Origin of the sequence: Cyanobium sp. ATX 6F1 (genome assembly GCF_024346315.1) — a bacterium.
Lineage (GTDB): Bacteria > Cyanobacteriota > Cyanobacteriia > PCC-6307 > Cyanobiaceae > ATX-6F1.
In genome coordinates, this window is the sequence record NZ_JAGQCS010000004.1 from 34,301 (window position 1) to 58,770 (window position 24,470).

Annotated in this window: 19 protein-coding genes; 12 read left to right on the top strand and 7 right to left on the bottom strand. The window is 67.5% G+C overall.

Annotation, left to right across the window (positions count from 1 at the left end):
* Positions 1-325 precede the first annotated feature (325 nt).
* From KBZ13_RS07260 to KBZ13_RS07295, 8 genes are all read left to right on the top strand, one after another.
* Positions 326-2,680 carry an arylsulfatase gene (locus KBZ13_RS07260; protein WP_255007837.1) on the top strand — a complete coding sequence of 785 codons (2,355 nt, stop codon included), beginning with the start codon at positions 326-328 and terminating at the stop codon, positions 2,678-2,680.
* A gap of 88 nt (positions 2,681-2,768) precedes the next feature.
* Positions 2,769-5,144, top strand: coding sequence for an arylsulfatase (locus KBZ13_RS07265; protein ID WP_255007838.1), 2,376 nt, complete (start codon positions 2,769-2,771; stop codon positions 5,142-5,144).
* Between the two features lie 47 nt (positions 5,145-5,191).
* Positions 5,192-5,833, top strand: a complete 642-nt coding sequence (locus tag KBZ13_RS07270) for a hypothetical protein (protein WP_255007840.1) — start codon at positions 5,192-5,194, stop codon at positions 5,831-5,833.
* A gap of 107 nt (positions 5,834-5,940) precedes the next feature.
* Entirely contained in the window at positions 5,941-6,168 is a 228-nt protein-coding gene (locus KBZ13_RS07275; protein WP_255007841.1) for a type II toxin-antitoxin system Phd/YefM family antitoxin, read from the top strand.
* Positions 6,168-6,572 carry a type II toxin-antitoxin system VapC family toxin gene (locus tag KBZ13_RS07280; protein ID WP_255007842.1) on the top strand — a complete coding sequence of 135 codons (405 nt, stop codon included), beginning with the start codon at positions 6,168-6,170 and terminating at the stop codon, positions 6,570-6,572. Before KBZ13_RS07275 ends, KBZ13_RS07280 begins: the two co-directional genes overlap by 1 nt.
* A 28-nt stretch (positions 6,573-6,600) precedes the next feature.
* Positions 6,601-9,426, top strand: a complete 2,826-nt coding sequence (locus KBZ13_RS07285; RefSeq protein WP_255007844.1) for a valine--tRNA ligase — start codon at positions 6,601-6,603, stop codon at positions 9,424-9,426.
* 4 nt (positions 9,427-9,430) lie between these two features.
* Entirely contained in the window at positions 9,431-10,837 is a 1,407-nt protein-coding gene (locus tag KBZ13_RS07290) for a DUF6880 family protein (protein WP_255007845.1), read from the top strand.
* A 19-nt stretch (positions 10,838-10,856) separates the two neighbouring features.
* Complete coding sequence (locus KBZ13_RS07295) at positions 10,857-11,471, top strand: TVP38/TMEM64 family protein (protein ID WP_255007846.1); 615 nt, start codon at positions 10,857-10,859, stop codon at positions 11,469-11,471.
* On the opposite strand, the gene KBZ13_RS07300 is transcribed toward KBZ13_RS07295, so the two are convergent.
* Positions 11,456-11,662, bottom strand: coding sequence for a hypothetical protein (locus KBZ13_RS07300; protein WP_255007848.1), 207 nt, complete (start codon positions 11,660-11,662; stop codon positions 11,456-11,458). The genes KBZ13_RS07295 and KBZ13_RS07300 overlap by 16 nt on opposite strands.
* Before the next feature lie 143 nt (positions 11,663-11,805).
* Here KBZ13_RS07300 and KBZ13_RS07305 point away from each other — a divergent pair, with 143 nt between their 5' ends.
* Positions 11,806-15,060 (top strand): choice-of-anchor I family protein, encoded by a 3,255-nt coding sequence (locus KBZ13_RS07305; protein WP_255007849.1) that lies wholly within the window; start codon positions 11,806-11,808, stop codon positions 15,058-15,060.
* Here the strand turns inward: KBZ13_RS07305 and KBZ13_RS07310 are convergent, their stop codons facing one another.
* From KBZ13_RS07310 to KBZ13_RS07320, 3 genes are read right to left on the bottom strand one after another with little or no spacing between them, the layout of a single operon-like run.
* Complete coding sequence (locus tag KBZ13_RS07310) at positions 15,061-16,071, bottom strand: AI-2E family transporter (RefSeq protein WP_255007850.1); 1,011 nt, start codon at positions 16,069-16,071, stop codon at positions 15,061-15,063.
* A gap of 30 nt (positions 16,072-16,101) precedes the next feature.
* Positions 16,102-18,189, bottom strand: a complete 2,088-nt coding sequence (gene ligA / locus KBZ13_RS07315; protein ID WP_255007851.1) for an NAD-dependent DNA ligase LigA — start codon at positions 18,187-18,189, stop codon at positions 16,102-16,104.
* A gap of 23 nt (positions 18,190-18,212) precedes the next feature.
* Complete coding sequence (locus tag KBZ13_RS07320; RefSeq protein WP_255007852.1) at positions 18,213-18,635, bottom strand: hypothetical protein; 423 nt, start codon at positions 18,633-18,635, stop codon at positions 18,213-18,215.
* Between the two features lie 98 nt (positions 18,636-18,733).
* On the opposite strand from KBZ13_RS07320, the gene KBZ13_RS07325 reads away from it, so the two are divergent.
* The 3 genes from KBZ13_RS07325 (at position 18,734) to KBZ13_RS07335 (ending at position 20,719) form a co-directional block, all read left to right on the top strand.
* Positions 18,734-19,276: a SprT family zinc-dependent metalloprotease gene (locus KBZ13_RS07325; protein ID WP_255007853.1), complete on the top strand. Its 543-nt coding sequence runs from the start codon at positions 18,734-18,736 to the stop codon at positions 19,274-19,276.
* 168 nt (positions 19,277-19,444) lie between these two features.
* Entirely contained in the window at positions 19,445-20,104 is a 660-nt protein-coding gene (locus KBZ13_RS07330) for a hypothetical protein (protein ID WP_255007854.1), read from the top strand.
* Positions 20,105-20,197: 93 nt separating this feature from the next.
* Entirely contained in the window at positions 20,198-20,719 is a 522-nt protein-coding gene (locus KBZ13_RS07335; protein ID WP_255007855.1) for a DUF1269 domain-containing protein, read from the top strand.
* A 114-nt stretch (positions 20,720-20,833) separates the two neighbouring features.
* Here KBZ13_RS07335 and KBZ13_RS07340 read toward each other — a convergent pair whose 3' ends face one another.
* The 3 genes from KBZ13_RS07340 to mnmG are packed head-to-tail and all read right to left on the bottom strand — an operon-like array spanning position 20,834 to position 24,457.
* Positions 20,834-21,457: a chorismate lyase gene (locus tag KBZ13_RS07340; protein WP_255007857.1), complete on the bottom strand. Its 624-nt coding sequence runs from the start codon at positions 21,455-21,457 to the stop codon at positions 20,834-20,836.
* Positions 21,454-22,482, bottom strand: a complete 1,029-nt coding sequence (locus KBZ13_RS07345; RefSeq protein ID WP_255007858.1) for a hypothetical protein — start codon at positions 22,480-22,482, stop codon at positions 21,454-21,456. Before KBZ13_RS07345 ends, KBZ13_RS07340 begins: the two co-directional genes overlap by 4 nt.
* Before the next feature lie 10 nt (positions 22,483-22,492).
* Positions 22,493-24,457 carry a tRNA uridine-5-carboxymethylaminomethyl(34) synthesis enzyme MnmG gene (gene mnmG, locus KBZ13_RS07350; protein ID WP_255007860.1) on the bottom strand — a complete coding sequence of 655 codons (1,965 nt, stop codon included), beginning with the start codon at positions 24,455-24,457 and terminating at the stop codon, positions 22,493-22,495.
* Positions 24,458-24,470: the final 13 nt, after the last annotated feature.

The following is a 24,470-nucleotide window of genomic DNA, read 5'->3' on the forward strand; positions in this document are numbered from 1 at the left end:
TTCGGTCGGCTTTGGCCTGTTCTAAGGCTTTTGGATGTTTCACAGTGCGATCACAACGATGCAGTGCTCATAACACTGAAGTTCGTAGATCGAAGTCCAGATCCTTTCGGGCCAGCATTCAGCTCATGAACATCATGGTCAATCCCTCGATGACCACAACCTCGATCCGCAGGTTTCTGACGTTGCCGTCTGCGCATCTTATGGCTCCTGAAGGAGCGCCATAGGCACGTCTCAGGCCTGGTAACAATTTCGGCTGCCCTTGGCACGCCTCGGCTGTCCAGATTAGTTTTCTGAGTCAGGAACCATCCTCTCCGCCTGCCTTCCGATGCCTCTCAACGAGTACAAATCGGGGGCCGCCTTCCCCGGTGTGATCGGCCGCACCGCCGACGTGTCGACGCCGGCCTGGCCCGAGCCCAACCGAGCAGCGGAAGGTGCGCCAAATGTGCTGTATCTCGTGCTCGACGACACGGGCTTCGGGCAGCTCGGCTGCTACGGCAGTCCGATTGCCACGCCGCATCTGGATGCCCTGGCGGCCGATGGGCTGCGCTACAGCAACATGCACACCACGGCGCTCTGCTCGCCGTCGCGCTCCTGCATGCTCACGGGGCGCAACCACCATTCCAACGGGCTGGCCTGCATCACGGAAGGCTCGATGGGCTATCCCGGCTCCAACGGCTACATCCCCTTCGAGAACGGCTTTCTGTCGGAGATCCTGCTGCAGAAGGGCTACAACACCTACGCCGTGGGCAAGTGGCACCTCACGCCCGCGGAAGCCACCTCGGCGGCTGGGCCCTATGACCGCTGGCCCCTGGGCCGCGGCTTCGAGCGCTTCTACGGCTTCCTCGGTGGCGACACGCACCAGTACTACCCGGAGCTGGTGCGCGACAACACCCAGGTGGAACCCGAGAAAACTCCTGAGCAGGGCTATCACCTCACCCCGGATCTGGTGGAGAAGGCCAAGGCGATGATAGCCGATGCCAAGCAGGTGGCACCGAACAAGCCCTTCTTCATGTACTTCTGCACCGGCGCCATGCATGCGCCCCACCATGTGCCGAAGGAGTGGGCCGACAAGTACAAGGGTCAATTCGACGACGGCTGGGATGCCTACCGCGAAACGGCCTTTGCTCGCCAGAAGGAGCTGGGCATCATTCCTCCCGATACCACCCTTTCGCGCCACGATCCCGACGTGCAGGATTGGAACACCCTTTCGGCCGATGAGCGCAAGCTCTATGCCCGGATGATGGAGGTGTTTGCCGGCTTCCTGGAGCACACCGACCACTACATCGGCGAGCTGATCGAGTTCCTCAAGGAGCTCGGTGAATACGAGAACACCCTGATCATGGTGATCTCCGACAACGGCGCCAGCTCCGAGGGTGGACCCACCGGATCGGTGAACGAGGGCAAGTTCTTCAACAACGTTCCTGAAAACCTGGAGCAGAATCTGGCGGCCATCGACGACATCGGCGGACCGAAGTATTTCAACCATTACCCCTGGGGCTGGACCCACGCCGGCAACACCCCGTTCCGGCGCTGGAAGCGGGAGACCTACCGGGGCGGCACCAGCGATCCCTTCATCCTGAGCTGGCCAAAAGGCATCAACGCCAGGGGCGAGATCCGCAGCCAGTACGCCCACGCGATCGACATGGTGCCCACCGTGCTCGATGCCCTGGGGATCGAGGCCCCCACAACGATCCGGGGGGTGACCCAGAGCCCGATCGAGGGCTTCAGCCTGGCCTCGTCGTTCGATGAGGCCACGGCTCCGAGCAAGCACATCACCCAGTACTTCGAGATGTTTGGCCATCGCTCGCTCTATCACGATGGCTGGCGGGCGGTGTGTCCCTGGCCCGGTGCCTCGTTCAGCGAATCAGGCCGCCGCTTCGGCGATCCGATCTCCTACGACCAGCTGATTCAGCTCGATGCCCACGGCTGCGAGCTCTACAACTTGGAGGAGGATTTTGCCGAAACCAACGACCTCGCCGCCAGCGAGCGTGATCGCCTGATCGCCATGATCGGCATGTGGTATGTGGAGGCCGGCAAGTACAACGTGCTGCCGATCGATAGCCGCGGCACCCAGCGTTTCGGGGTGGAGCGCCCTCAGATCGCCCCCGATCGCCAGCGCTACATCTATTACCCCGGCACCCAAGTGGTGCCCACCAACGCCGCCCCCCGGGTGATGAATCGCCCCCACTCGATCTCGGTGGAGGCCTTGGTGCCCGAAGGTGGCGCCGATGGGGTGTTGTTCAGCATGGGCGGCAACGACGGTGGTTTCGCGTTCTATGTGCAGAACGGGATCCTCACCTACGGCTACAACTACGTGGCCGAGAGCCACTTCCGGATCACCTCCACGGCGCCGGTCCCCAGCGGCCACCACATCTTCAGCGTGGAGTTCACCCCCACAGGCCCGGCGGACATCGCCAACGGCAAGGGCACACCCGCGGCGATCAAGTTGTTCGTGGATGGTCAGCCCGTGGGCGAAGGGCACCTGCCGGTCACGATTCCCCTGAGCCTGGGCCTGGCGGCGGGTGCGGCGGTCGGTGCCGATCCCGGTTCTCCCACCATGCCTGATTACAAGCCGCCCTTCGCTTTCGCCGGCACGGTGAAGCGGGCGCTGGTGGATGTGACCGGCACATCGGTGGAATCGCTCGAAGAGAAAATGCGCATGATCCTGGCGCGGCAGTAGCGGCTTTCCGCTCAAGTGTCAACGGCCCGGCTTGTTTGGAGCTGGCACAGTCTTACCCAGATTCAGTCTTCTGAACAGATCCTCAACCATGACCCCAGCTGATTCCGTACAACGCCAGATCTTGCCGATCCCGGATCAATCCCACGTGGGGCTGATCACCTACGACGCCAGGGATCCGGATACCACCTATCCCCCGATCCGGGATCTGCGGCCGCCGGCGGGAGCACCCAATGTGCTCGTGATCCTGCTGGATGATGTGGGCTTCGGTGCCTCCAGCGCCTTCGGTGGGCCCTGCCACACCCCGAACATCGAGAAGCTGGCTGCCGGCGGCCTCAAGTACAACCGCTTCCACACCACCGCCCTCTGCTCCCCCACCCGTCAGGCCCTGCTCACCGGCCGCAACCACCATTCAGTGGGCATGGGCGGCATCACCGAGATCGCCACAGCTGCTCCCGGCTACAACTCGATCCTGCCGAACACCTGTGCTCCCCTGGCGCGCACCCTGAAGCTCAACGGCTACTCCACCGCGCAGTTCGGCAAATGCCATGAGGTGCCCGTCTGGCAGACGAGCCCGATGGGCCCCTTTGATGCCTGGCCCACGGGCGGCGGTGGCTTCGAATACTTCTATGGCTTCATCGGCGGTGAAACCAACCAGTGGTATCCGGCGCTTTATGAGGGCACCACGCCGGTGGAACCCAGGAAGACGCCCGAGCAGGGCTATCACCTCAGCGATGATCTGACCACCAAGGCGATTCAGTGGATCCGCCAGCAGAAGGCGCTGATGGCTGACAAGCCCTTCTTCACCTATTTCGCTCCTGGAGCGACCCATGCCCCGCACCATGTGCCGAAGGAATGGGCCGACAAGTACAAGGGTCAGTTCGACCAGGGCTGGGACAAGTTGAGAGAGGAAACCTTTGCCCGTCAGAAGCAGTTGGGGGTGATTCCTGCCGACTGTCAGCTCACCGGGCGCCATGGGGATATTCCCGCCTGGGACACGATCACGGCCGAGATGAAACCGATTCTCGCCCGCCAGATGGAGGTGTATGCGGGCTTCCTGGAGCACACCGATCATCACGTCGGACGGTTGATCGACGCGCTCCAGGACCTCGAAATTCTTGAGGACACGCTGGTCTACGTGATCATCGGCGACAACGGCGCCTCAGCGGAGGGCTCCCTCCAGGGCTGTTTCAACGAAATGGCTCCGCTCACGGGCTTTGCCCACCTCGAAACCGCCGAGTTCCTCAGCGAGCGCCTGGATCAACTGGGCGGTGTACAGGCCTACAACCACTACGCGGTGGGCTGGGCCCACGCCATGGACACCCCCTACCAGTGGACCAAGCAGGTGGCCTCCCACTTCGGCGGCACCCGCAACGGCACCATCGTGCATTGGCCCAAGGGAATCCAGGCCAAGGGCGAGATCCGCAGCCAGTTCCACCATGTGATCGATGTGGCCCCAACGATTCTGGAGGCGGCGGGCCTGCCCCAGCCCACCTTCGTCAATGGGGTGCAACAGCGGCCGATCGAAGGGGTGAGCATGGCCTATTCCTTCAATGATTCCAGCGCTGCCGAACGGCGCCAGACCCAGTACTTCGAGATGGCGGGCAACCGCGGCATCTACCACAAGGGCTGGACGGCGGTGACCAGGCACCGAACCCCCTGGGTGACCGGTCAGGTGAAGCTGGCTGCCTTCGACGACGATGTCTGGGAGCTCTACGACACCAGCACCGACTGGACCCAGGCGCAGGATCTGGCCAGCGTCCATCCCCAGAAGCTCCATGAACTGCAGCGGCTGTGGCTGATCGAAGCCACCCGCTACAACGTGCTGCCGCTGGATGATCGCTTCGCCGAGCGGGCCAATCCCGAGATCGCCGGTCGGCCACAATTGATTAAGGGAACCCGCCAAGTGCTGTTCGGCGGCATGGGGCGGTTGAGCGAAAGCTCAATCGTCAACTTCAAGAACAAGTCACACGCCATCACCGCCGAGCTGGTGGTTCCGGAAGCGGGTGCCGAGGGCGTGATCATCGCCCAGGGTGGTCTCACCGGTGGCTGGAGCCTCTACACGAAGGAGGGCAAACCGAAGTACTGCTACAACTTCTATGGCGTGAACCGCTACACGATCGCGGGCACAGAGACGATCCCCCCTGGAACCCACCAGGTGCGGATGGAGTTCGACTACGACGGCGGCGGCCTGGCCAAGGGCGGCACGGTGACGCTCTATGTGGATGGACAGAAGGCCGGCGAAGGCCGGGTGGAGCAGACTGAACCGATGCTTTTCTCCGCCGACGAGACCTGCGACGTCGGTTTCGAGGCCGGTTCACCGGTGACCGACGACTATCCGAGCGTTGGTGGCACGTTCAGCGGCGAGGTGAACTGGGTGGAGATCGCGGTCGACAAGGACGCCGAGGATCTCGATCACCTGATCTCACCCGAAGAACGGCTGCAGGTGGCGATGGCGTTGCAATAGGCGGCGTTGCCATGGAAGGTGTGAACCAGAACAAGCCAGCAAAATCCATGCGCATCGAGTTGCGCTGGCCGGCTTCGCTCGCCGTGCTCGTTCTGTGGGCACTGGAGAGAGGGCTGCCCAACCGGTTCCGGCTCCTTCCTGCCGGCTTTGACTTCATCAGCTTCGGCCTAGTGCTGATCCCGATGCTGGCCGTCGGACTGACGGCCGGGCGCTCTCGCTGGTTACGCATCGAGCGCCTCACCACCTCGATCTTCGTGATTGCCGCCGGCGGCATCACGTTCGTCACCCTGGTCGTTCTGATCAAGGAGATGCTGTTTGGCCGAGGAGATCTCGATGCCCTTGAGCTGCTCGCCTCCGGCGTCGCGATCTGGGTGTCCAATGTGGTCATCTTTTCGCTGGCGTTCTGGCAGGTCGATCGCGGCGGCCCAGAGGCGCGCCTCAATCGTCTGGCCATCCGGGCGGACTGGTTCTTTCCGCAGGAGGGTGTGCCCGATGCTGTGCGCCCCGACTGGCGTCCCACCTTCATCGATTACCTGTTTCTGAGCTTCTCGACGGCGACGGCCTTCAGTCCCACGGGGGCGATCCCGCTCAATGCCCGATCCCAGTTGATGTTGATGCTGCAGAGCACCATCTCCCTGCTGACCATCGCCGTGATCGCCGCCCGGGCCATCAACATCCTCGGCAGCTGAGCCGCTGTCTGCCAGGGCAGGTGACGCGCAGGAATGGTTCGACGCCGGGCACGACGAAGGGAGTACGGCTTAGTCCTTATCCTTGGCTAAGTCCATAGGATCTCCCCATGCAGGTCAACCTCCACGACGCCAAAACCCACCTGTCCCGCTACGTGGCCCAGGCCCTGGAGGGCGAGGAGGTGGTGATCGCCAAGGCAGGCCATCCGCTGGTGCGCCTGGTGCCGGTGGAGCAGGGCACCCCCCAGCGCAGGACAGGCTTCCTCCAGGGGAAGGCCGAGATCACGGCCGATCTCAAGGCTGATTTCAGCGCCGAAATCGAAGCGATGTTCGGTTGATGGAGCCGGCGGGTCCGCTGCTGCTCGACACCCACCTGCTGCTCTGGTGGGCCGTTGAGCCCGAGCGGCTGCCAACGGCACTCCGGCAGGAACTCAGCGACAGGCGGCAACCGCTCCTGTTCAGCGTGGTGAGCCTGTGGGAAGTGGCGGTCAAAACCTCCCTTGGGCGCCCCGGATTTCGGGTCGACGCCCAGGCCCTGAGGCAGGGCTTGCTGCGCGAGGGGTTCAGCGAGCAGGCGATCACTGCCGCCCATGGGCTGGCCGTGCAGCACCTGCCCTGGGTGCACCGCGACCCATTCGACAGGCTGCTGGTGGCCCAGGCCCGCTGCGAAGGACTCACCCTGCTCAGCGCCGATCGCACCCTGATGGCCTACGGGCCTGAAGTGAGGCTCGCGGCCCTTTGAGAGCATGGGCTACCGCAGACCCTGATCCATGGCCGAGGCCGCCGCCCCTCCCCTCAACGACGCAGGCGCCCTGCCCAAGACCTACGACCCGGCCGGCACCGAAGCCCGCTGGCAGGCCGCCTGGGAAGCAGCGGGTGCCTTTCACCCTGATCCCAGTGCCCCGGGGGAACCGTTTTCGATCGTGATCCCACCGCCGAACGTGACCGGCAGTCTGCACATGGGCCACGGCTTCGAGACGGCCCTGATCGACACGATCGTGCGCTTCCAGCGCCTGCAGGGAAAGAACGTGCTCTGCCTGCCGGGAACGGATCACGCCTCGATCGCCGTCCAGACGATCCTCGAGAAGCAGCTCAAGGCCGAGGGCGCCAGCAAGGACGACCTGGGCCGCGATGCCTTCTTCGAGCGCGCCTGGGCCTGGAAGGCGGAAAGCGGCGGCACGATCGTGGGCCAGCTGCGCCGCCTGGGCTACTCGGTCGACTGGCAGCGCGAGCGCTTCACCCTCGATGAGCAGCTCAACAAAGCCGTGGTGGAGGCCTTCGTGCGCCTGCACGGGCAGGGCCTGATCTACCGGGGCGAGTACCTGGTGAACTGGTGCCCGGCCTCGGGATCGGCGGTGAGCGATCTGGAGGTGGAGATGAAGGAGATCGAGGGGCACCTCTGGCACTTCCGCTACCCCCTCAGCGGCGGGGCCGCCTCCGATGGCACAGCCTCCGCTGGCCCCGACCACCTGGTGGTGGCCACCACACGTCCCGAAACCCTCCTGGGTGACACCGGCGTCGCCGTGCACCCGGGCGACCCTCGCTACGCCGCCCTGGTGGGCCGCATGATCACCTTGCCCCTGGTGGGCCGCGAGATCCCGATCGTGGCTGACGAGCATGTGGATCCCGCCTTCGGCACGGGCTGCGTCAAGGTCACCCCTGCCCACGACCCCAACGACTTCGCCATCGGCGCCCGCCACGGCCTGGCGCAGATCACGGTGATGGCCAAGGACGGCACCATGAACGCGGCCGCCGGCCGCTTCGCCGGACTCGATCGATTCGAGGCGCGCGCGGCGGTGGTGGCCGCCATGGAGGCCGAAGGCTTTTTGGTGAAGGTGGAACCCCATCGCCACAGCGTTCCGTTCTCCGATCGCGGCAAGGTGCCGGTGGAGCCGCTGCTCTCCACGCAATGGTTCGTGAAGGCCGAGCCCCTGGCCGAGCGCTGCCGCGAGGCGCTCGATCGCGGTGAGCCGCGCTTTGTGCCGGGGCGCTGGGAGAAGGTGTACCGCGACTGGCTCACGGACATCCGCGACTGGTGCATCAGCCGCCAGCTCTGGTGGGGCCACCGCATCCCCGCCTGGTTCGTGGTCAGCGAAACCGCTGGCGTGATCACCGAGGCCACGCCCTACGTGGTGGCACGCGATCAGGTCGAAGCACAGACCCAAGCCGAAGCGCAGTTCGGCGCTGGGGTGGTGCTGGAGCAGGACCCCGACGTGCTCGACACCTGGTTCTCCAGTGGCCTTTGGCCCTTCTCCACCCTGGGCTGGCCCGACGCCGGAGCCGCCGACCTGGCCCGCTGGTACCCCACCAGCTGCCTGGTGACGGGCTTCGACATCATCTTTTTCTGGGTCGCCCGGATGACGATGCTGGCGGGGGCCATGGAGCCCCTGGGTGCCGGCAAACCCTGGATCCCCTTCGCCGACGTGATGATCCACGGGCTGGTGCGGGACGAGCAGAACCGCAAGATGAGCAAGTCGGCGGGCAACGGCATCGACCCGCTGCCGCTGATCGAGCGCTACGGCGCCGATGCGTTGCGCTTCGCCCTGGTGCGGGAGGTGGCGGGCGCCGGCCAGGACATCCGACTCGACTACGACCGAGCCACGGGCAGCTCAGCCACGGTGGAGGGGGCGCGTAACTTCGCCAACAAGCTCTGGAACGCCACGCGCTTCGCGCTGATGAACCTGGGGGGCGAAACGCCGGCTTCCTTGGGCGCGCCTGATGCTGCCCAGCTGCAACTGGCCGACCGCTGGATCCTCTCGCGCCTGGCCCGCGTGAACCAGGGCAGCGCCGAGCGCTACGGCAGCTATGCCCTCGGTGAGGCGGCCAAGGGGCTCTACGAGTTCGCCTGGAACGAGGTCTGCGACTGGACGATTGAGCTGCTCAAGCGGCGGATCAACCCCGGCGAGGACCCCAGCCCCGAGGCCCTCGCTGATCAGCGCCTGGCGCGGCAGGTGCTGGCCAAGGTGCTCAGCGAGCTGCTGGTGCTGCTCCATCCCCTGGTGCCCCACCTGAGCGAGGAGCTCTGGCATGGCCTCACCGGCGCCCCCGAGGGTACCTTTCTGGCCCTGCAGCGCTGGCCCGCCGTCGACGTAGCGGCGCTGGACGACGAGTTGGAGTCGTCGTTCGCCGAATTGATTGAGGCGATCCGGGTGGTGCGCAACCTGCGGGCCGTGGCCGGGCTCAAGCCCAACCAGCCGGCACCGGTCGTGTTCGTCACCGGCCGCCCCGTGCTGGCGGCGGTGCTCAACGAGGCCAGCGGCGACATCGCCGCGCTGACCAAGGCCGAGAGTGTGACGGTGCTGGATCCGGCGGCCGCGGCCCAGCGCTCCAGCGCCCGCACCCTGGCGGCGGTGAGCGGCGAGCTGCAGGTGCTGCTGCCGATCGAGGGACTGGTGGACCTGGGTGCCCTTAAGGGCCGCCTGGAGAAGGACCTGGCCAAGGCCGAAAAGGAGATCGCCGGGCTCTCCGCTCGCCTCGCCAACCCCAACTTCGCCGGCAAGGCGCCGCCGGAGGTGGTGGCCGAGTGCCAAGCCAACCTCGCTGAGGCCGAGGCCCAGGCCACCCTGGCCCGGGGGCGGCTGGAGGGGCTGGGCTGAGCCCATGGCAGCACGCACCACCCTCAATGCGAAGAACCTGGAGGCCCTCGGTGCTCCGCGGCTGGCGGAGTTGCTGATCGAGGTGGTGCAGGGCAACGCCTCCGCCAAACGGCTGCTGCGGCTTGCCCTGGCGCAGCAGAGCGGGCCGGCGGAGATCGCCCGGGAGGTGCGCAAACGTCTGGCCACCCTGGCCCGCGCCGGCAGTTTCCTCGACAGCCGCCAGCGCAAGGCGCTGCTGAAGGACCTGGAGCAGCAACGCCAGGCGATCAGCGGCCCGATCGCCGAACAGGATCCGGCCCTGGCGGTGGAGCTGCTCTGGACGTTCCTGGAACTGGTGGAGCCGGTGATCGAGCGCTGCGACGACAGCGACGGCGCCGTGATGCCGCTGTTTCATCAGGCCACAGAAGATCTTGGGGTGGTGGCAGCCCGTTGCGCTGTGAAACCCGAAGCGCTGGCGGATCAGGTCTATGCGGCGTTGATGGACAACGGCTACGGACAGTTCGACCACCTGATCGAGCAGCTCGCGGGCGCCCTGGGGGAGGCGGGGCTGGCCCATCTGCGTCAGCGCCTGGAGACGCTGCGTGCCCGCCGAGCCTCTGGAGCGGCCCACGAATCGCGGGCGTCGATCGTACGGCTGGCGATGCTCGACATCGCCGATGCCTGTGGCGATGCCCAGGCCTACCTGGCCGAGTACCAAGGCCATGACCCGAAGCTGCTGGCGCTGCCGGCGATCGCCGCCGAGGTGGCCGAGCGGCTCACGACGGTCGGTCGGGCCCAGGAGGCCCTGGATCTGTTGGATAGTGCCGTTCTTGATGAACGCCGTACGGCCGGACGCAGCGAGTGGCTGGAGGCTCGCCTGGCGGCCTTGGAGGCCTTGGATCGCGGTCAGGAGGCGCAGGCGCTGCGTTGGGCCGAGCTGGAGCGCAGCCTCTCGATCCGCCACCTGCGCGACTATCTGCGGCGCCTGCCTGATTTCGAGGAGGTCGAAGCGGAGGAGCGGGCCCTCGATCTGGGCTTCGATCACCCCAGCTTCCCCCTCGCCCTGCAGTTTCTGCACCAATGGCCCGATCGGCGCCGCGCCGCCCGGTTGATCCTGGCGCGCCAGAGCGAACTCGACGGCGATGCCTACGAGCTGCTGGGGCCGGTGGCTGAGCGCCTTGAACGGGAGCAGCCCCTGGCCGCCACCCTTTGCCTGCGGGCGATGATCGATTTCAGCCTGGCGCAGGCCCGTTCGACCCGCTATCGCCATGCTGCCCGCCACCTCGACACCTGCGCGGCCCTGGCCGCGGCGATCGAGGATTGGGGAGACATCGAGCCTCACGACAGCTACCTGGCCCGCCTGAGGCGCGACCATGGCCGCACGTACGGCTTCTGGGAGCTGACGGCCTCCAGGGCCTCCCCCCTAGCCTGATGATCAGGTGAATGGGCCCATGGACACGCTGCTCGATCAGCTCCTTCCCGCCCTGCGTTCGCCCGCCGGGGCCGTGGCCTTCATCCCCCTCTATGCCCTCTGGGTGACGCTGCTGTTGCCGGGGGTGTGGGCCTCGATGCTGGCGGGCGCCCTCTACGGCACGGTGTTGGGCAGTGCAGTGGTCTTCGTGGGCGCCTCGCTGGGGGCGATCGTGGTGTTTCTGCTGGGGCGCAGCTGGCTGCGGGAGTGGGCCCGGCGGCGGTTGGCGAGCAGCCCCAAGCTGCTGGCGATCGAGCAGGCGGTGAGCCGTGAGGGCCTCAAGATCGTGGTGCTCACGCGCCTGTCACCGGCGTTCCCGTTCAGCCTGCTGAACCTGGCCTATGGGCTCAGTGAGGTGAGCTTCCGGGATTATGCGCTCGGTCTGATCGCGATCCTGCCCGGCACGGTTCTGTTCTGTGCGTTAGGTGCCCTGGCGGGGGATGTGGCGCGATTCGGCGAAGTGCTGTCCGGCCGGGCCGATGCGGGCACCTGGGCCCTGCGCATCGTGGGGCTGGTGGCCACGGTTGGGTCGATCTGGGTGGCGGGCCGGGCGGCACGCCGAGCCCTGGAGGGGAACGCTCAGGAGTCGCCTTGATCCGGGTTCGCGGGGTCGGCTGGAGCGGCCAGGGGCCAATCCCGCAGCGCCGCGATCAGCACGAACCAGGCCAGCCGCAGCCTGGCCAGGGGGCCGGGCCGGGCGGCCAGGTCGCTGTATTGGGCGCGGCCGCACTCGGTCTTGATCCAGCGGAACACCGCCGGTGGCGGTGGGGCAGCGGTACCGGCCATGGCGGGCGAGAACGAAGCCCATCAAACCTAGGCATGTGCCTTGGACAACGCCGGCCTGTGGCGTTAATCGAGCCCTAATCAAGCGTTAACGACGCCAGGCACGTCCTCAACAGAGGGTGGCACCATTCGTTTTCCCCCTAACGATGGCCACCGTCAGCACAGCCAACGCAGGCCTCAACCTGTTGCTCGAGGAGGCCTACGTGGGCCGCAGGTCGGGCGACGCAGCCCTGACTCCTGCGGCCCCCGCGATTGCCAATCGCAAGGCTTTCCCAGGGCAGCCTGAGCCTGCTCCCACCAACCCCCTGCTGGGCTCCATCAACCTCTCCCTGGTTCTCCCACCAGTTACCACGCCTCCCACGCTTCCCACGGAGCAGTTCCAGACGGAAATCTCCGCCTACGTGAGCATCGGCGGCAAGACCTTCATCCTCTCCAGCGGCGGCGGCAGCACCCTCCAGGTCACCGATGCCACCAACCCCGCCGCCCTTGCCCTGGTCAGCCGCCAGCCCCTGGACACCTACAAGAGCCAGGCGGTGGCCACCTACGGCAACCTGGTGGCGGTGGCCCTCTCCCCCAGCGATTACGCCACCAACGGCGGCCGGGGCCTGGTGCGCTTCTACCGCCTCGGCTCTGACGGCAGCCTCACCGTGGTGAAGGATGTGGAGGTCGGTTATCTGCCCGACAGCATCGCCTTCAACGACCAGGGCACCAAGCTGGTGATCGCCAACGAGGGCGAACCGATCACGGGCTACGGCGTCGTTGCAGGCAAGGATCCGGTCGGAAGCATCGGCATCATCGACATCAAAGGCCGTGCCGGCCAGGAGCGTTTTTCTTATACCGATCTGGGCTTCGACGGCCTCACACTGCCTGCGGGGATCCGCATCTCTGGCCCTACTGGCACCACCCAGGCCAACGACATCGAGCCTGAGTACGTCTCAATCCTGGGCCACTATGCCTACGTGACCCTGCAGGAAAATAACGGGGTGGCCAAGGTCAACCTGATCTCGAATCAGATCGAGTCGATTTTTGCCCTCGGTACGGTCGATTTCAAGAATCAGCTCGTTGATCTCACTGATAAGGACGGCACAGGTGGTGCGCCCACCTTCAAGCCGCTGCTGGGCCAGAACTACGAAGGGCTAAGGATGGCTGATGGCATTGCCGCCTACAGCGTCAAGGGCAAGGATTACTTCATCACCGCCAACGAGGGCGACGGCCGCGAGTACGGCGCCTACACCGATGAACGCCGCGGGACGAACCCGGGCACCAGCAGCACTCCGGATGCCACCGCCTACCGCGTCAAGCGCCTCTCCGATGACACCAATGTCGGCAGTACCGATCGCATCACCACCTTCGGTGGCCGCAGCATCAGCCTCTTCGATGCCGACAACGGCGCACTGCTCTGGGATAGCGGCAACACCCTGCAGACCATCGCCTTCGCGGCCGGCATGTATGCCGATGGCCGCAGTGATGACAAGGGCGTCGAGCCCGAGGGCGTGGTGGTGGCCAAGCTCAACGGCCGCACTTACGCGATCGTGGGCATGGAGCGCACCACCAACTCGATGCTCGCGGTGTTCGATGTCACCGATCCAGCTGCGGTGAGCTTCGTCACCAGCACCGTGATTGCCGGGAGCATCTCCCCTGAGGGTCTGCAGGTGATCGAGGCCAAGCAGAGCCCCACCGGGCGCGATCAACTGATTGTCTCCAATGAGATCTCTAACACCCTCAACGTGTTCGACCTTGAGGCTCTGATCGCCGCGCCGACGGTGGCTGGTGCCGGCACCTTTGCCAGCACCATGCTCAAGGACGTGGCTGGCGGGCCCGAGCTGAAGATCAGCAGCCTGATCACCAACGGAGAGTTCACCAACGGCCTTGCCCCCGGCAGCCCGGTCTATGCCCCCACGGGGATCTTCGATGGCATGGGTGCCTACGACAACGGCGACGGCAGCTTCACCCTGCTGGTCAACAGTGAACTGGGCGCTGATCGCGGTTATGGCTATCTCCTGCCCGGCGTCGAGGGTGGGCTCACCGGTGCTCGCGTCAGCAGCCTGGTGATCGACAAGGACGTCGATGATGACGCCTCCAACGGCTACCAGAGCCAGGTGCTCAGAGGTGGTCTGGCCTACGACCGCATCCACCTCGACGGCTCGGACGCTGCGATCGATCAGGCTGCCGATCTGGGTGCCGCTGGCTTCAAGAGATTCTGTGCGGCCAATCTGGTGGAAGCGAACAGCTTCGGTGCAGGCATCGGCTTCGCCGACCGCATCTATCTGGTGGGCGAAGAAGAATTCAGCGGTGACGGTGGTTCCTTCTTCGCTCTCGATGTCAACAGCCGGGCCATCCATGAGGTGGTGGGCTTCGGCAAGGGCACCTGGGAATCCGCCACGATCATCGATACCGGCAGTGCGGACACCGTGTCGGTGCTGTTGTTCGACGACGCCAAGGCGCCCCTCTACCTGTGGGTCGGCAGCAAGAGTTCGGCCGCTGATGCCAGCTTCCTGGAGCGCAACGGCCTGGCGGAGAACCAGGGCACGTTGTACACCTACGTGACCACGGCCCTTCCCGAGAACGGGGTGAGCGCAGGCCCCGACTCCTCCGACCTGCTGGCCTTCACCCAGGCCAATGGCCTGAACACCGCCATCAATGGCTCCTGGGTCGACCTGGCCAGCCTCGATGCCAACTACACCCAGCTGGGTGCCCCGGCCCTGCGCCAGCTGGCGGTGGGCGCCGGTGCCCTGCAGCTGAGCCGGATCGAGGACGGTGAGGTCAACCCGCTCAACGGTCAGCAGGCGGTGTTCGTCTCCACCGGCACCGCTGATTTCGCGAAAGGTGACCTGTATGGCAACGTCTACACCCTTGGTTTCGATGATGCCTTCGGCAGCGATGGCCTGATTTCCGGACCTGGAGCCTCGGTGCTCAAGGTCGTCTATGACGGCGACCTGCTGGTTGATCCCACCACCGGTCTGCGCAATCCCGACAACATGACCATCAGCGCGGATGGCCATGCCTACATCCAGGAGGACCGGGCCAACGGCGGTGGCACCAACACCACCCTCGGCAACTTCGGCACTCAGGAAGCCTCGATCTGGAAGCTGGCGATCGATCCGATCACCGGCAATGCGACCGGAGAAGCTCTGCGCTGGGCTCAGATTGACCGCACCGCCGTGCCCACGGCCTATGGCCAGACCCAGCCCGCCTACACCAACGCAGACAGCAATGGAGTCGGCAACTGGGAGTCCTCCGGCATCATCGATGTCTCATCCATCTATGACGCTGCAGCTGGCTCCTACTTCCTGGCCAACGTGCAAGCCCACAGCATCAAAGACGGCAACATTGGCGGTGCTAACTATCTAGTGGAAGGTGGCCAGATCGATCTGATCCAACAGCAGCCCCCGCTGATCTGATCAGGGGCTGGCTTGGGGCTCGGCGTTGGTTTCCGGCAGGGCACCCTGCTCCTGCCGGACCGATTGAATCCAGATCGAGACCATGCCGGCGATCGGAATCGAGAGGAACACCCCCAGCAGGCCAGCGGTGCGCTGGCCGATGAACAGGGCCAGAAACAGCACGACAGGGTTCAGCTCCATCGCCTTGCCCATCACCCGCGGGTGCACGACGTTGTCCTGGAGCTGGCCCAGCAGCAACGAGGCGATCAGGGCCCGCAGGGCGATGTCGCCCCCCTGGGAGGCGTACACCAGGGCGGTGACCAGCACGATCCCGAGGGTGGCACCGATGCCCGGGATCGCATCGAGCACGCCCACGATCACCGCCAGCAGCAGGGCGTACCTCACCCCCACCAGCGGGAACACCACGGCGGTGCTCAGGGTGAGGAAGAGCATCAGCAGCAGCTGACCGTGGATGAAGCCCAGAAAGCTTTGCTTGAAGGTGCGCTCGAAGCGGTCCCGGTGGGCGTCGGGCAGCCAGCCCAGGAAGCCCCGCCAGAGCTTTTCGCCGTCGATCAGCATGTAGAGGCTGATCACCGCCCCGAAAATGCCGGTGAAGGCGCTGGTGAACAGGGTCTGCAGCACCCCCAGCCCCGTCACCAGGCCCGCCTGCAGCAGCTGGGTGATCTTGTCGAGACCGTAGCCCTCCAGGAAGCGGTGCATGGGGCTGAGGTCCTGCTCGCCCAGGGTTTTGCGCAGATCAAGCACCAGGCTCTGGCCCTGGTTGAGCACCTGCAGGCCCACCAGGGCGGTGAAGCCGCCGGCCAGCAGCAGGGCGCCGAGGAACACCACCGCGATCGCCAGGGGCCGGGGGATGCGCCGCTCCAACCAGGCCAGCGGGATGTTCAGCAGCGCCGCCACGATGCCGGCGGCGGTGAACAGGCCGATCGTGCCCGCGAAGTAGTTGAACAGCAGCACCGTGACCGCGGCGCTGGCCACGATCAACAGGTAGCGGACCAGGTTGGTGGTGCTCATCGGCGGCCAACGGCCCGGGGTGGCCGGATGCTATGCGCCCTCTCCCAGCAGCTCCTTCAGCCCCGCCTCATCGAGCACAGGCACCCCCAGCGCTTCGGCTTTGCTGAGCTTGCTGCCCGCCTCCTCGCCCGCCACCACATAGCTGGTTTTCTTGCTCACCGAGCCGCTCACCTTGCCCCCGGCCGCCTCGATCAGAGCCTGGGCGGCGCTGCGGCTCAAGGTCGGCAGGGTGCCGGTCAGCACCAGGGTCTGGCCGGCCAGGGGCCCATCGGCGCCGCTGCCCCCCGCTTCCGCCCGCTCGGCGTCCGTGGCCATCAGCGGCAGCCCCAGGGCTTGAAGTTGCTCCAGCAGCAGCTGGTTGGCGGGGGTGGCGAACCACTGCTGCAGGCTCTGGGCGATCTCGGCGCCGACGCCGAACACGGCCGTGACCGCTTCGGGTCGCTCCAGGGCGGCGGCGCCCAGCGCGCTGGCGCTGGGGAAGGCTTTGGCCAGGGCCTTGGCGTTCACGCTGCCCACATGGTGGATGCCGAGGCCGTAGAGCAGCCGATGCCAGGGACGGCGCTTCGAGGCCGCCAGGGCCTCCACCAGGTTGGTGGCTGACTTCTCGCCCAGGCGCTCCAGGCTGGCGAGCAGGGCTTCATCGAGCCGGTAGAGGTCGGCGATCGAGCCCACCAGGCCCCGGTCCACCAGCTGCTCGATCAGCTTGCCGCCGGCGCCATCCACATCAAGGGCGTCCCGGGCCACCCAGTGGCGCAGGGAGCCGCGCAGGATCGCCGGGCAGCTGGAGTTGACGCAGCGGGTGGCCGCCTCCCCTTCCTCCCGCACGAGATCGGAACCGCACTCCGGGCAGGCGTGGGGCAGCTCCAGGGGGCGGGCCCCGGGCGGCCTGAGTTCCGGCAGCACACGCACCACCTCGGGGATGATCTCGCCGGCCTTGCGCACCACCACCGTGTCGCCGATGCGGAGATCCAGCTCCGCCAGGCGGTCGGCGTTGTGCAGGGTGGCGCGGCTCACCGTGGTGCCCGCCAGGGGTACGGGTTCGAACTCGGCCACCGGGGTCACCACCCCCGTGCGGCCCACCTGGGCGCTGAGGCGCAGCAGCTTGCTGGGGGCCTCCTCGGCGGCGTACTTGAGCGCGATCGCCCAGCGGGGCGCCTTCTGGGTGAAGCCGGCGCTGTCCTGGAGCCGCAGGTCATCGAGCTTCACCACCACCCCGTCGGTGGCGTAGGGGAGCTGCGCCCGCCGCGTCTCCCAGGCCGCAAAGAAGGCCTCCACCGCCGCCAGATCGGAGCAGCGCTCGGCGTTGGGATTCACCCGGAAACCGGCGGCCGCCAGCCACTGAAGCGAGTTCCACTGGCTGCCGGGCCGCCCAGCTGAGACCGGCCGCCAGTCGTCGGGCAGGTGCAGGGTGTAGGCGAAGAAATCCAGCCGCCGGGAGGCCACCACCCGGGGATCGAGCTGGCGCAGGGTGCCGGCGCAGGCGTTGCGTGGATTGGCGAAGGGGGCCTCCCCCCGCTCGTTGCGCTCGGCGTTGATTACCGCGAAGGTGTCATCGCGGATCAGGGCCTCACCGCGCACCTCCACCCAGGGCGGTGGATCCTCCAGCTGCAGCCTCAGGGGCACCGCCTGGATCGTGCGCACGTTGGCAGTGATCTCCTCGCCCCGCTCGCCGTCGCCGCGGGTGGCGGCCCGCACCAGCAGGCCGTTCGCATAACTGAGGGCGAGGGCGTTGCCGTCGATCTTGAGCTCGCTGACCATCGCCAGGGCCGGCAGGGGTTGGCCAGGTTCCGGCAGGCGATCGAGCACCTTGAGCAGGCGGTTGTACCAGGCCTCCAGCTCCTGGGTGCTGAAGCCGTTGTCGAGGCTGAGCAGGCCGATGCGGTGCTCCACGCTCACGAAGCCTTCGGACGGGGCACCGCCGACGCGCTGGGTGGGGCTGTCAGCGGCCAGCAGCTCGGGGTGGGCGCTTTCGAGTTCCAGCAGCTCCCGGTAAAGCCGGTCGTAGACCGGGTCCTCCATCAGCGGGGCATCGAGCACGTAGTAGGCGTGGGCGGCCCGGTTCAGCAGCGCCCGCAGGTGCTGGGCGCGGGTCTGCGGGCTCGGGCTGGTGGCGCTCACGGCTGTTTGATGAGCGGCCACCCTCAGCTGGCCGCCAGCTTGGCGATGCGATCGACGCGCCAGTCGTCCTCCACCTTCACAAAGGTGAAATCCAGGGGCAGCTCCTCCTTGGCGTCGGACTTGAGCTTGACGGTGAGGATCATCTGGCCCTCCTGCAGCCGCGGGCGCCCGGATTTGAGGTTGCTGTACTTGTTCAGCTGCAGCCCCGCCAGAAAGCGGATGAACTGCTGACGGTTGACGTGGGAGCGGTAGTTCTTGGTGGTGAGCAGGTAGGCAGCGTCGATGCGGCCGGAGGCCACCTGGGTGAAGAACTGCTTGATCAGCGGGTTGATGCCCCGGGCGCTGATCACCAGCTTCACCGCCGTGTAGGTCCAGTAGAGGAGCAGGGCTCCAGCACCGGCCAGCAGCGACTTGGTGCCGATCTCACGGGCCAGGACCAGATCCATGGGGCTCGAACGGGGCGATTCGGGTTCCTGAGTCTGACCGACGGCAGGCGCCGGCGAGGCGGTTCAGACTGGAGGGGTTGACCTGCGGCCCTCGCGGCATGCCCCTGGAGCCCCTGCTGCCCCTGTTCCATCGGCTCGATCGGGAGCACTTCGGCGGCAGCCTCGCCCCGCTCGGCCGCTCTCTGGTGGAGTTGCGCTGGAGCGATGGGCGCATGAACCGCACCGCCGGCCTCTACAAGCGGGGCCGCTACGGCGATGGCCGCGACCTCTGCGAGATCGTGCTCTCGCGGCCGCTGCTGGAGCCACTGCCGCGGGAGGCCACGCTCAGCACCCTCTGCCACGAGATGATCCACGCCTGGGTGGACCGGGTGCTGCAGGTGCAGGAGGTGCACGGCCCCTGCTTCCGGGCCCGGATGGCGGCGATCAACGCCGCCCAGGGGTCGTTTCAGGTGAGCCTGCGCCACCGCTACCCGGTGCCGATCAGCGCCGCCCGCTGGCGGGCCCGCTGCCCCAGCTGCGGCGTCAGCGCGGCCTACCGGCGCCGGCGCGAGGGGCTGGCCTGCCGCCACTGCTGCGACAGGCTCCACGGCGGCCGCTGGCACACCAGTTGCCAGTTGATCTTCGAGTCCACTGCTGCGTAAGACGGCTGCGTAGAACTGCCGCGTAAGACCGGCGCTTAACCTGCGGCCTGCCGTCACGCCGCCATGGGCACCTTTCTCTGGGTGTTGGAGTTTTCCGGTGTGGGCATCGCCCTGGTGGGCCTGGGCCGCGAGCGCTGGCTCAAAGCCAGGCGTCAGTAACGTCGAAGCATGGCCGGATCCAGTAACCGCGCACGCCGCCGGGGCGGTGAGCCCATCGATTCCCGCCTTGGGCAGGGCTTCGATCGCTTCCTAGATGCGGGACGGCAGCTGGTGAATGGGGTGGCCGGCGCTCGCCCGGGCTCACGTCCCTCCGGGTCCGCCGGCCCGGGCCGCGGCGGCGGGCGAGCGGGCCTGGGCGCCTGGGTGGAAGACCGGCTCGATTGGCTCCTGGAAGACGAGGACGACTGGCGCGAGCCCTGGCAGGAGGCCTCCCGCACGGCCCCAAATCGGGAGGCCCCCTACGGCGACCGGTGGGGCCGCGAATCAGCCAGTCGTCCCACAGCTGGCCGTCCAACAGCCGATCGCTACGCCCCCTCCCCCCCCGTGCAACCGCGCCCCGTGGCGACCTGGGGAGGCGAACCTCCGGAACCGAGCCCCCGCCGCCAGCCCCTGGAGGCGATCTCCCGCCGCTCCACCCCCCTGCTGCCACCGGTGTCGGCACCCCCAGGCGCCGATGACTGGCCCGACCTCGAGGAGTTCAGCGTGCCCCGCTGGCGGCGGCCGGCCCGGCCCGCTGTGCCCGAGGCGGAGCGGCCCGAGCTCCGAGCGGGGGAACCGGAGGGCACGGCAGGGCGCCCGCTCCCCCGCTCCACCCGTCGCCGGAGCTGAGACCCGGTTCGAGCGCCCAGGTGTTCCAGACCACCGGCGCGAACGATGACCGTCTCAGGACTGCCTAGGTTGAGGCCTTCCTGAACCCTGGCGATGAGCAATCTGGTGGTGGTCGGCTTCCCCAAGGTGGCGGAGGCGGAAGAGGTGCGGCGCGAGCTGGTGGACATCCAGCAGGAGCACCTGATCTCCCTGGAGGATGCGGTGGTGGTGGAACATGACGCCGAGGGCGGCGTGCACCTGCGGCAGTCCATCAACCTCACGACCGCCGGCGCGGTCAGCGGCGGCTTCTGGGGCTCTTTGATCGGTCTGCTGTTCCTCAACCCCCTGCTGGGGGCGGCGGTGGGCGCGGGCATGGGGGCGGCCTCCGGGGCGCTCACCGACCTGGGCATCAACGACGGCTTCCTCAAGGAGGTGGGCGAGAGCCTGCCCCGGGGCAGTGCCGCCCTCTGTCTGCTGGTGCGAGAGTCCACCCCGGATCGGGTGGTGGAGCGCCTGCGGCGCCACGCGCCCCACGCCAAGCTGCTGCGCACCAGCCTCAGCCACACCGATGAAAATCGTCTGCGGGAGCTGCTGGAGACGGCGAGCAAGCAGGCCGAGGCCCTCCGCCTGACCTGAGTGGGCCGTTGGCTGGAGGGAGGCGAGTTCAGAAGCTCGACCAGATGTGGTGCCCATCGAGGAGCAAGAGCTCAGGCCATTTCCGCTGGCAGCCGGCACGGATTCGGCAAGCTCTCAGGAACGGCTGGCTGCGGCTGGAGCGTTGCTCGGCCCCAGCCAGCGCTCCAGGGCGGGGCTGAACACCTCCCTAATCACCGTCAGCTCCACGCCGCCCCGGAAGAAGCGGTAGTGACGACTCCAGAAAGGGCCCGGCTGGCCGAAGCGTCGCTCCAGCCAGGGGGCGTTCACCCGGGCCAGGCCGTCCACCTCCCGGAACAGCTCGGCCCGATCGGCGGTGAGGCTGCGCCAGATGGGCAGCTGGCGGTCCTGGAGATGGCGCTCGGCTGCCGCCTGGTTCCACCAGCTCTCAGCCCAGGCGAGGGTGGACTCGCCGCAGTTGAGCCACACCTGGCGGCGGATCAGGGGCGGCTCCAACTCCGCCACCTCCGCCGGCCGCTCGCTGGAGCTGGCCGTCTCGGCGTCGGAATTTGTGGCCGGATCGGGGGCCATGGCGATCAGTTCCACCTCCACCGGCGCGCCGGTGAGCAGCTGCAGGTGGCGGGTGGGGCTGCCGTCCCCCAGGAGCAGGAGCTTCCAGGGGCCACTGAGGTTTTCGCCGGCCTCGGCGGCCGTGACGGCGCTCTGGCAGGGGGCCTCCCAGAGCGCCGTCAGCGCCAGAAATCCCTCCGATCGGGTCAAAAGCCGCTGCTGATGCTGACCATCCGTTGGGTGGAGCCCTTCTCGATCACGGCCGAATCGCCTGAGGCCGAACGCAGCCGCCAGCCGCTGGAGCCGATCATCTCGCCCACCCCAACGCTGGTGGAACTGCTGCCCATCTGGAAGATGGCTGAGCCTGATCGGCCCGGCACCTGCACCACCCCGACCAGCTCGGGACCACTGCTGCCACCGCCACCTTCGTAATCGCTGCGGGAGTTCGAGCCGCCGGACGAGCCGGCGTTGACCGGAGGAGGAGGGCCGGGGTTGGTGAGGCTGCGGCTGAACGGCACCCTCAGCACATTGGAGGAGCGGGGAACCGGCGCAGAACCGCCGCCGCCTCCACCGCTGTTACCGCCGCCCTGGAGCGGTTCCAGCTGCTGCATCCAGGTCTCTTCAGGCGGTGGCGGCGGCAGGGTGGAGACACCCGTGGCCCCCAGGGTCAGGGTCTTGTCCTTGCCAGGTGGATCGAGCAGAGGTGCGGCCGGGGCCGAGGCGACCGCGTTGCCGAAACCGATGCTGCGCAGGCGCTCCAGCAGCTGCAGGTTGCGCTCCTGGCGCAGGTCGAGGCGGGCCTGGTTCCAACCGCGCCATAGAAGCACCGAGGAGCCAGCGGTGAACAGAGCCAGCAGTCCCAGCACCGCCGCCAGCAGCTGGACATCCAGGCTCAGGCTGGGCAGCTGCGGCTTCCAGCGGCTCACATCCCGGGCCCATTCGGGTGTGGGCCAATCAATCGGGAACAGGCGGGCGCCGCCGAAGAAGCGGGAGCCGAAGTGGCGCTCTTCGCGCACCTCCACCTCAATGGCGGGTTCGCCGGGGCTGGCCACTCCCGCCCCCGCGGCCCCCACTCCTGCAGGCACCCTTGGCGAGACCGTGGCGGGGCGGGGTGCCACCGGGGGGCGTTCGGCCGCCGGTGCCTGGGCCGCAAAGGCGCCCTGGAACACCCGGTCCATGACCTGCTCGGCCCGCAATTCCCAGAAGGTTCTCGAGGTGCTGCTTCGCGGAGCCATCGGCTTGCCCTCAGCGCGTCGGTGGGAGCACGGTACCTGCGACGAGCGCTTGTGACGAGGGTGCCGGTGTCCGCTGCCGTTTCTGCAGCTCCAGCCAGAGCATCAAGGCGGTCACATCGGCGGGGCTGACGCCGGGGATGCGGGCGGCCTGGCCAAGGGTGAGCGGCGCCACGGCATCCAGGCGCTCACGGGCCTCCCTGGAGAGGGTGGCGATGGCGCCGTAGGCGGTGCCGGCGGGGATCGGCCGGTGCTCCTGCTGTTTCACCCGTTCGATCTGCTGCACCTGGCGGGCCAGGTAGCCGCTGTATTTGATGTCGATCTCCACCGCCTCGCGCACGGCCAGGGGCAGAGCCGCCTCCATCAGGCCGTGGCGCACCAGATCAGCGCTGTGGAAGCCGGAGCGCCGCAGCAGCTCCGACAGCAGGATCGAGCCCTTGATCGGGGCGTCGGTTTCGGCGGCGATCGCCGCCGCCGCCGGATCGGACTCCTTGAGGCGCAAGGTGTCCAGCCGGCGGGCTTCGGATTCGATCGCCGCCTGTTTGCGCTCGAAAATCTCCCAGCGGCGGACATCGATCAGCCCCAGCTCCCGCCCCAGGGGGGTGAGCCGCCGGTCGGCGTTGTCGCCCCGCAGCACCAGCCGGTACTCGCTGCGGCTGGTGAGCACGCGGTAGGGCTCCTTGAGGTCCTTGGTGACCAGGTCGTCGATCAAGGTACCGATGTAGCTGCCCTCGCGGGGGAAGTGCACGGGCTCCTGGCCCCGCAGGCGCCGGGCGGCGTTGAGGCCGGCCACCAGCCCCTGGGCGGCGGCCTCCTCGTAGCCGGTGGTGCCGTTGAGCTGGCCGGCGCTGAACAGCCCGGCCACCCGCTTGGTCTCCAGGCTGGGCCGCAGCTGGGTGGCCGGTAAATAGTCGTAATCGACGCTGTAGGCGGGCCGCAGCATCACGCACTGCTCCAGGCCCGGCAGGGTGCGCAGCAGCTCCAGCTGCAGGCGCTCGGGCAGGCCGGTGGAGAAGCCCTGGATGTAGAGCTCAGGGGTGTCGCGGCCCTCGGGCTCCAGGAAGATCTGGTGACTCTCCTTGTCGGCGAAGCGCACGATCTTGTCTTCGATCGAGGGGCAGTAGCGCGGGCCCTTGCTGTCGATGAAGCCGCCGTAGATCGGGGTGAGATGCAGGTTGTCGCGGATCAGCTGATGGGTGGCGGCCGTGGTGCGGGTGAGGTGACAGGCCATCTGCTCTCCGCTCACCCAGGCGGCCGGATCGAAGGAGAAGAAGCGATCGGCCGCGTCGCTGGGTTGCTCCTCCAGCTGGTCGAGGCGGACGCTGCGGCGGTCGACCCGGGCGGGGGTGCCGGTCTTGAGGCGATCGGTGCGGAAGCCCAGGGCGCCCAGGGCCTCGGTGAGCCCTTCGGCGGGCTGTTCCCCGGCCCGGCCGGCCGCCATCGAGCGATCCCCCACCCAGATGCGGCCCCCCAGGAAGGTGCCGGTGGTCAGCACCACGGCGCCGGCGGCGTAGACGCTACCGAAGTAGGTGCGCACGCCGGTGATGCGGGCGTCGCCGGCCTCGGGGTCGCCCTCCACCACCAGGTCGGTCACCATCGCCTCCCGCAGGGCCAGGTTCGGGGTGTGCTGCAGCAACTGCAGCATCTGGCGGGCGTACTGGCGCTTGTCGGTCTGGGCGCGCAGGGCCCACACAGCCGGGCCGCGGCTGGCGTTGAGCACGCGCTTCTGAAGGGCGGTGGCATCGGCGAGGCGGCCGATCACCCCACCGAGGGCATCCACCTCATGCACCAGCTGGCTCTTGGCCGGACCGCCCACGGCCGGGTTGCAGGGCTGCCAGGCGATGCGGTCGAGGTTGAGGCTGAACAGGGCGGTGCTGATTCCCAGGCGCGCCGCGGTGAGCGCCGCTTCACAGCCGGCATGGCCGCCACCGACCACGATCAGCTCGAAGGTTTCGCTGGGGGCCTGCGCGGATCTCATCCTGTGAATCTAG

Coding starts and splice junctions, on each gene's coding strand:
- KBZ13_RS07305 (WP_255007849.1), top strand. CDS start 11,806: ATGGCCACCGTCAGCACAGCCAACGCAGGCCTCAACCTGTTGCTCGAG.
- KBZ13_RS07270 (WP_255007840.1), top strand. CDS start 5,192: ATGCGCATCGAGTTGCGCTGGCCGGCTTCGCTCGCCGTGCTCGTTCTG.
- KBZ13_RS07260 (WP_255007837.1), top strand. CDS start 326: ATGCCTCTCAACGAGTACAAATCGGGGGCCGCCTTCCCCGGTGTGATC.
- KBZ13_RS07280 (WP_255007842.1), top strand. CDS start 6,168: ATGGAGCCGGCGGGTCCGCTGCTGCTCGACACCCACCTGCTGCTCTGG.
- KBZ13_RS07285 (WP_255007844.1), top strand. CDS start 6,601: ATGGCCGAGGCCGCCGCCCCTCCCCTCAACGACGCAGGCGCCCTGCCC.
- KBZ13_RS07330 (WP_255007854.1), top strand. CDS start 19,445: ATGGCCGGATCCAGTAACCGCGCACGCCGCCGGGGCGGTGAGCCCATC.
- KBZ13_RS07290 (WP_255007845.1), top strand. CDS start 9,431: ATGGCAGCACGCACCACCCTCAATGCGAAGAACCTGGAGGCCCTCGGT.
- mnmG (WP_255007860.1), bottom strand. CDS start 24,457: ATGAGATCCGCGCAGGCCCCCAGCGAAACCTTCGAGCTGATCGTGGTC.
- KBZ13_RS07300 (WP_255007848.1), bottom strand. CDS start 11,662: ATGGCCGGTACCGCTGCCCCACCGCCACCGGCGGTGTTCCGCTGGATC.
- KBZ13_RS07310 (WP_255007850.1), bottom strand. CDS start 16,071: ATGAGCACCACCAACCTGGTCCGCTACCTGTTGATCGTGGCCAGCGCC.
- KBZ13_RS07295 (WP_255007846.1), top strand. CDS start 10,857: ATGGACACGCTGCTCGATCAGCTCCTTCCCGCCCTGCGTTCGCCCGCC.
- KBZ13_RS07265 (WP_255007838.1), top strand. CDS start 2,769: ATGACCCCAGCTGATTCCGTACAACGCCAGATCTTGCCGATCCCGGAT.
- KBZ13_RS07275 (WP_255007841.1), top strand. CDS start 5,941: ATGCAGGTCAACCTCCACGACGCCAAAACCCACCTGTCCCGCTACGTG.
- KBZ13_RS07325 (WP_255007853.1), top strand. CDS start 18,734: ATGCCCCTGGAGCCCCTGCTGCCCCTGTTCCATCGGCTCGATCGGGAG.
- KBZ13_RS07345 (WP_255007858.1), bottom strand. CDS start 22,482: ATGGCTCCGCGAAGCAGCACCTCGAGAACCTTCTGGGAATTGCGGGCC.
- KBZ13_RS07320 (WP_255007852.1), bottom strand. CDS start 18,635: ATGGATCTGGTCCTGGCCCGTGAGATCGGCACCAAGTCGCTGCTGGCC.
- KBZ13_RS07335 (WP_255007855.1), top strand. CDS start 20,198: ATGAGCAATCTGGTGGTGGTCGGCTTCCCCAAGGTGGCGGAGGCGGAA.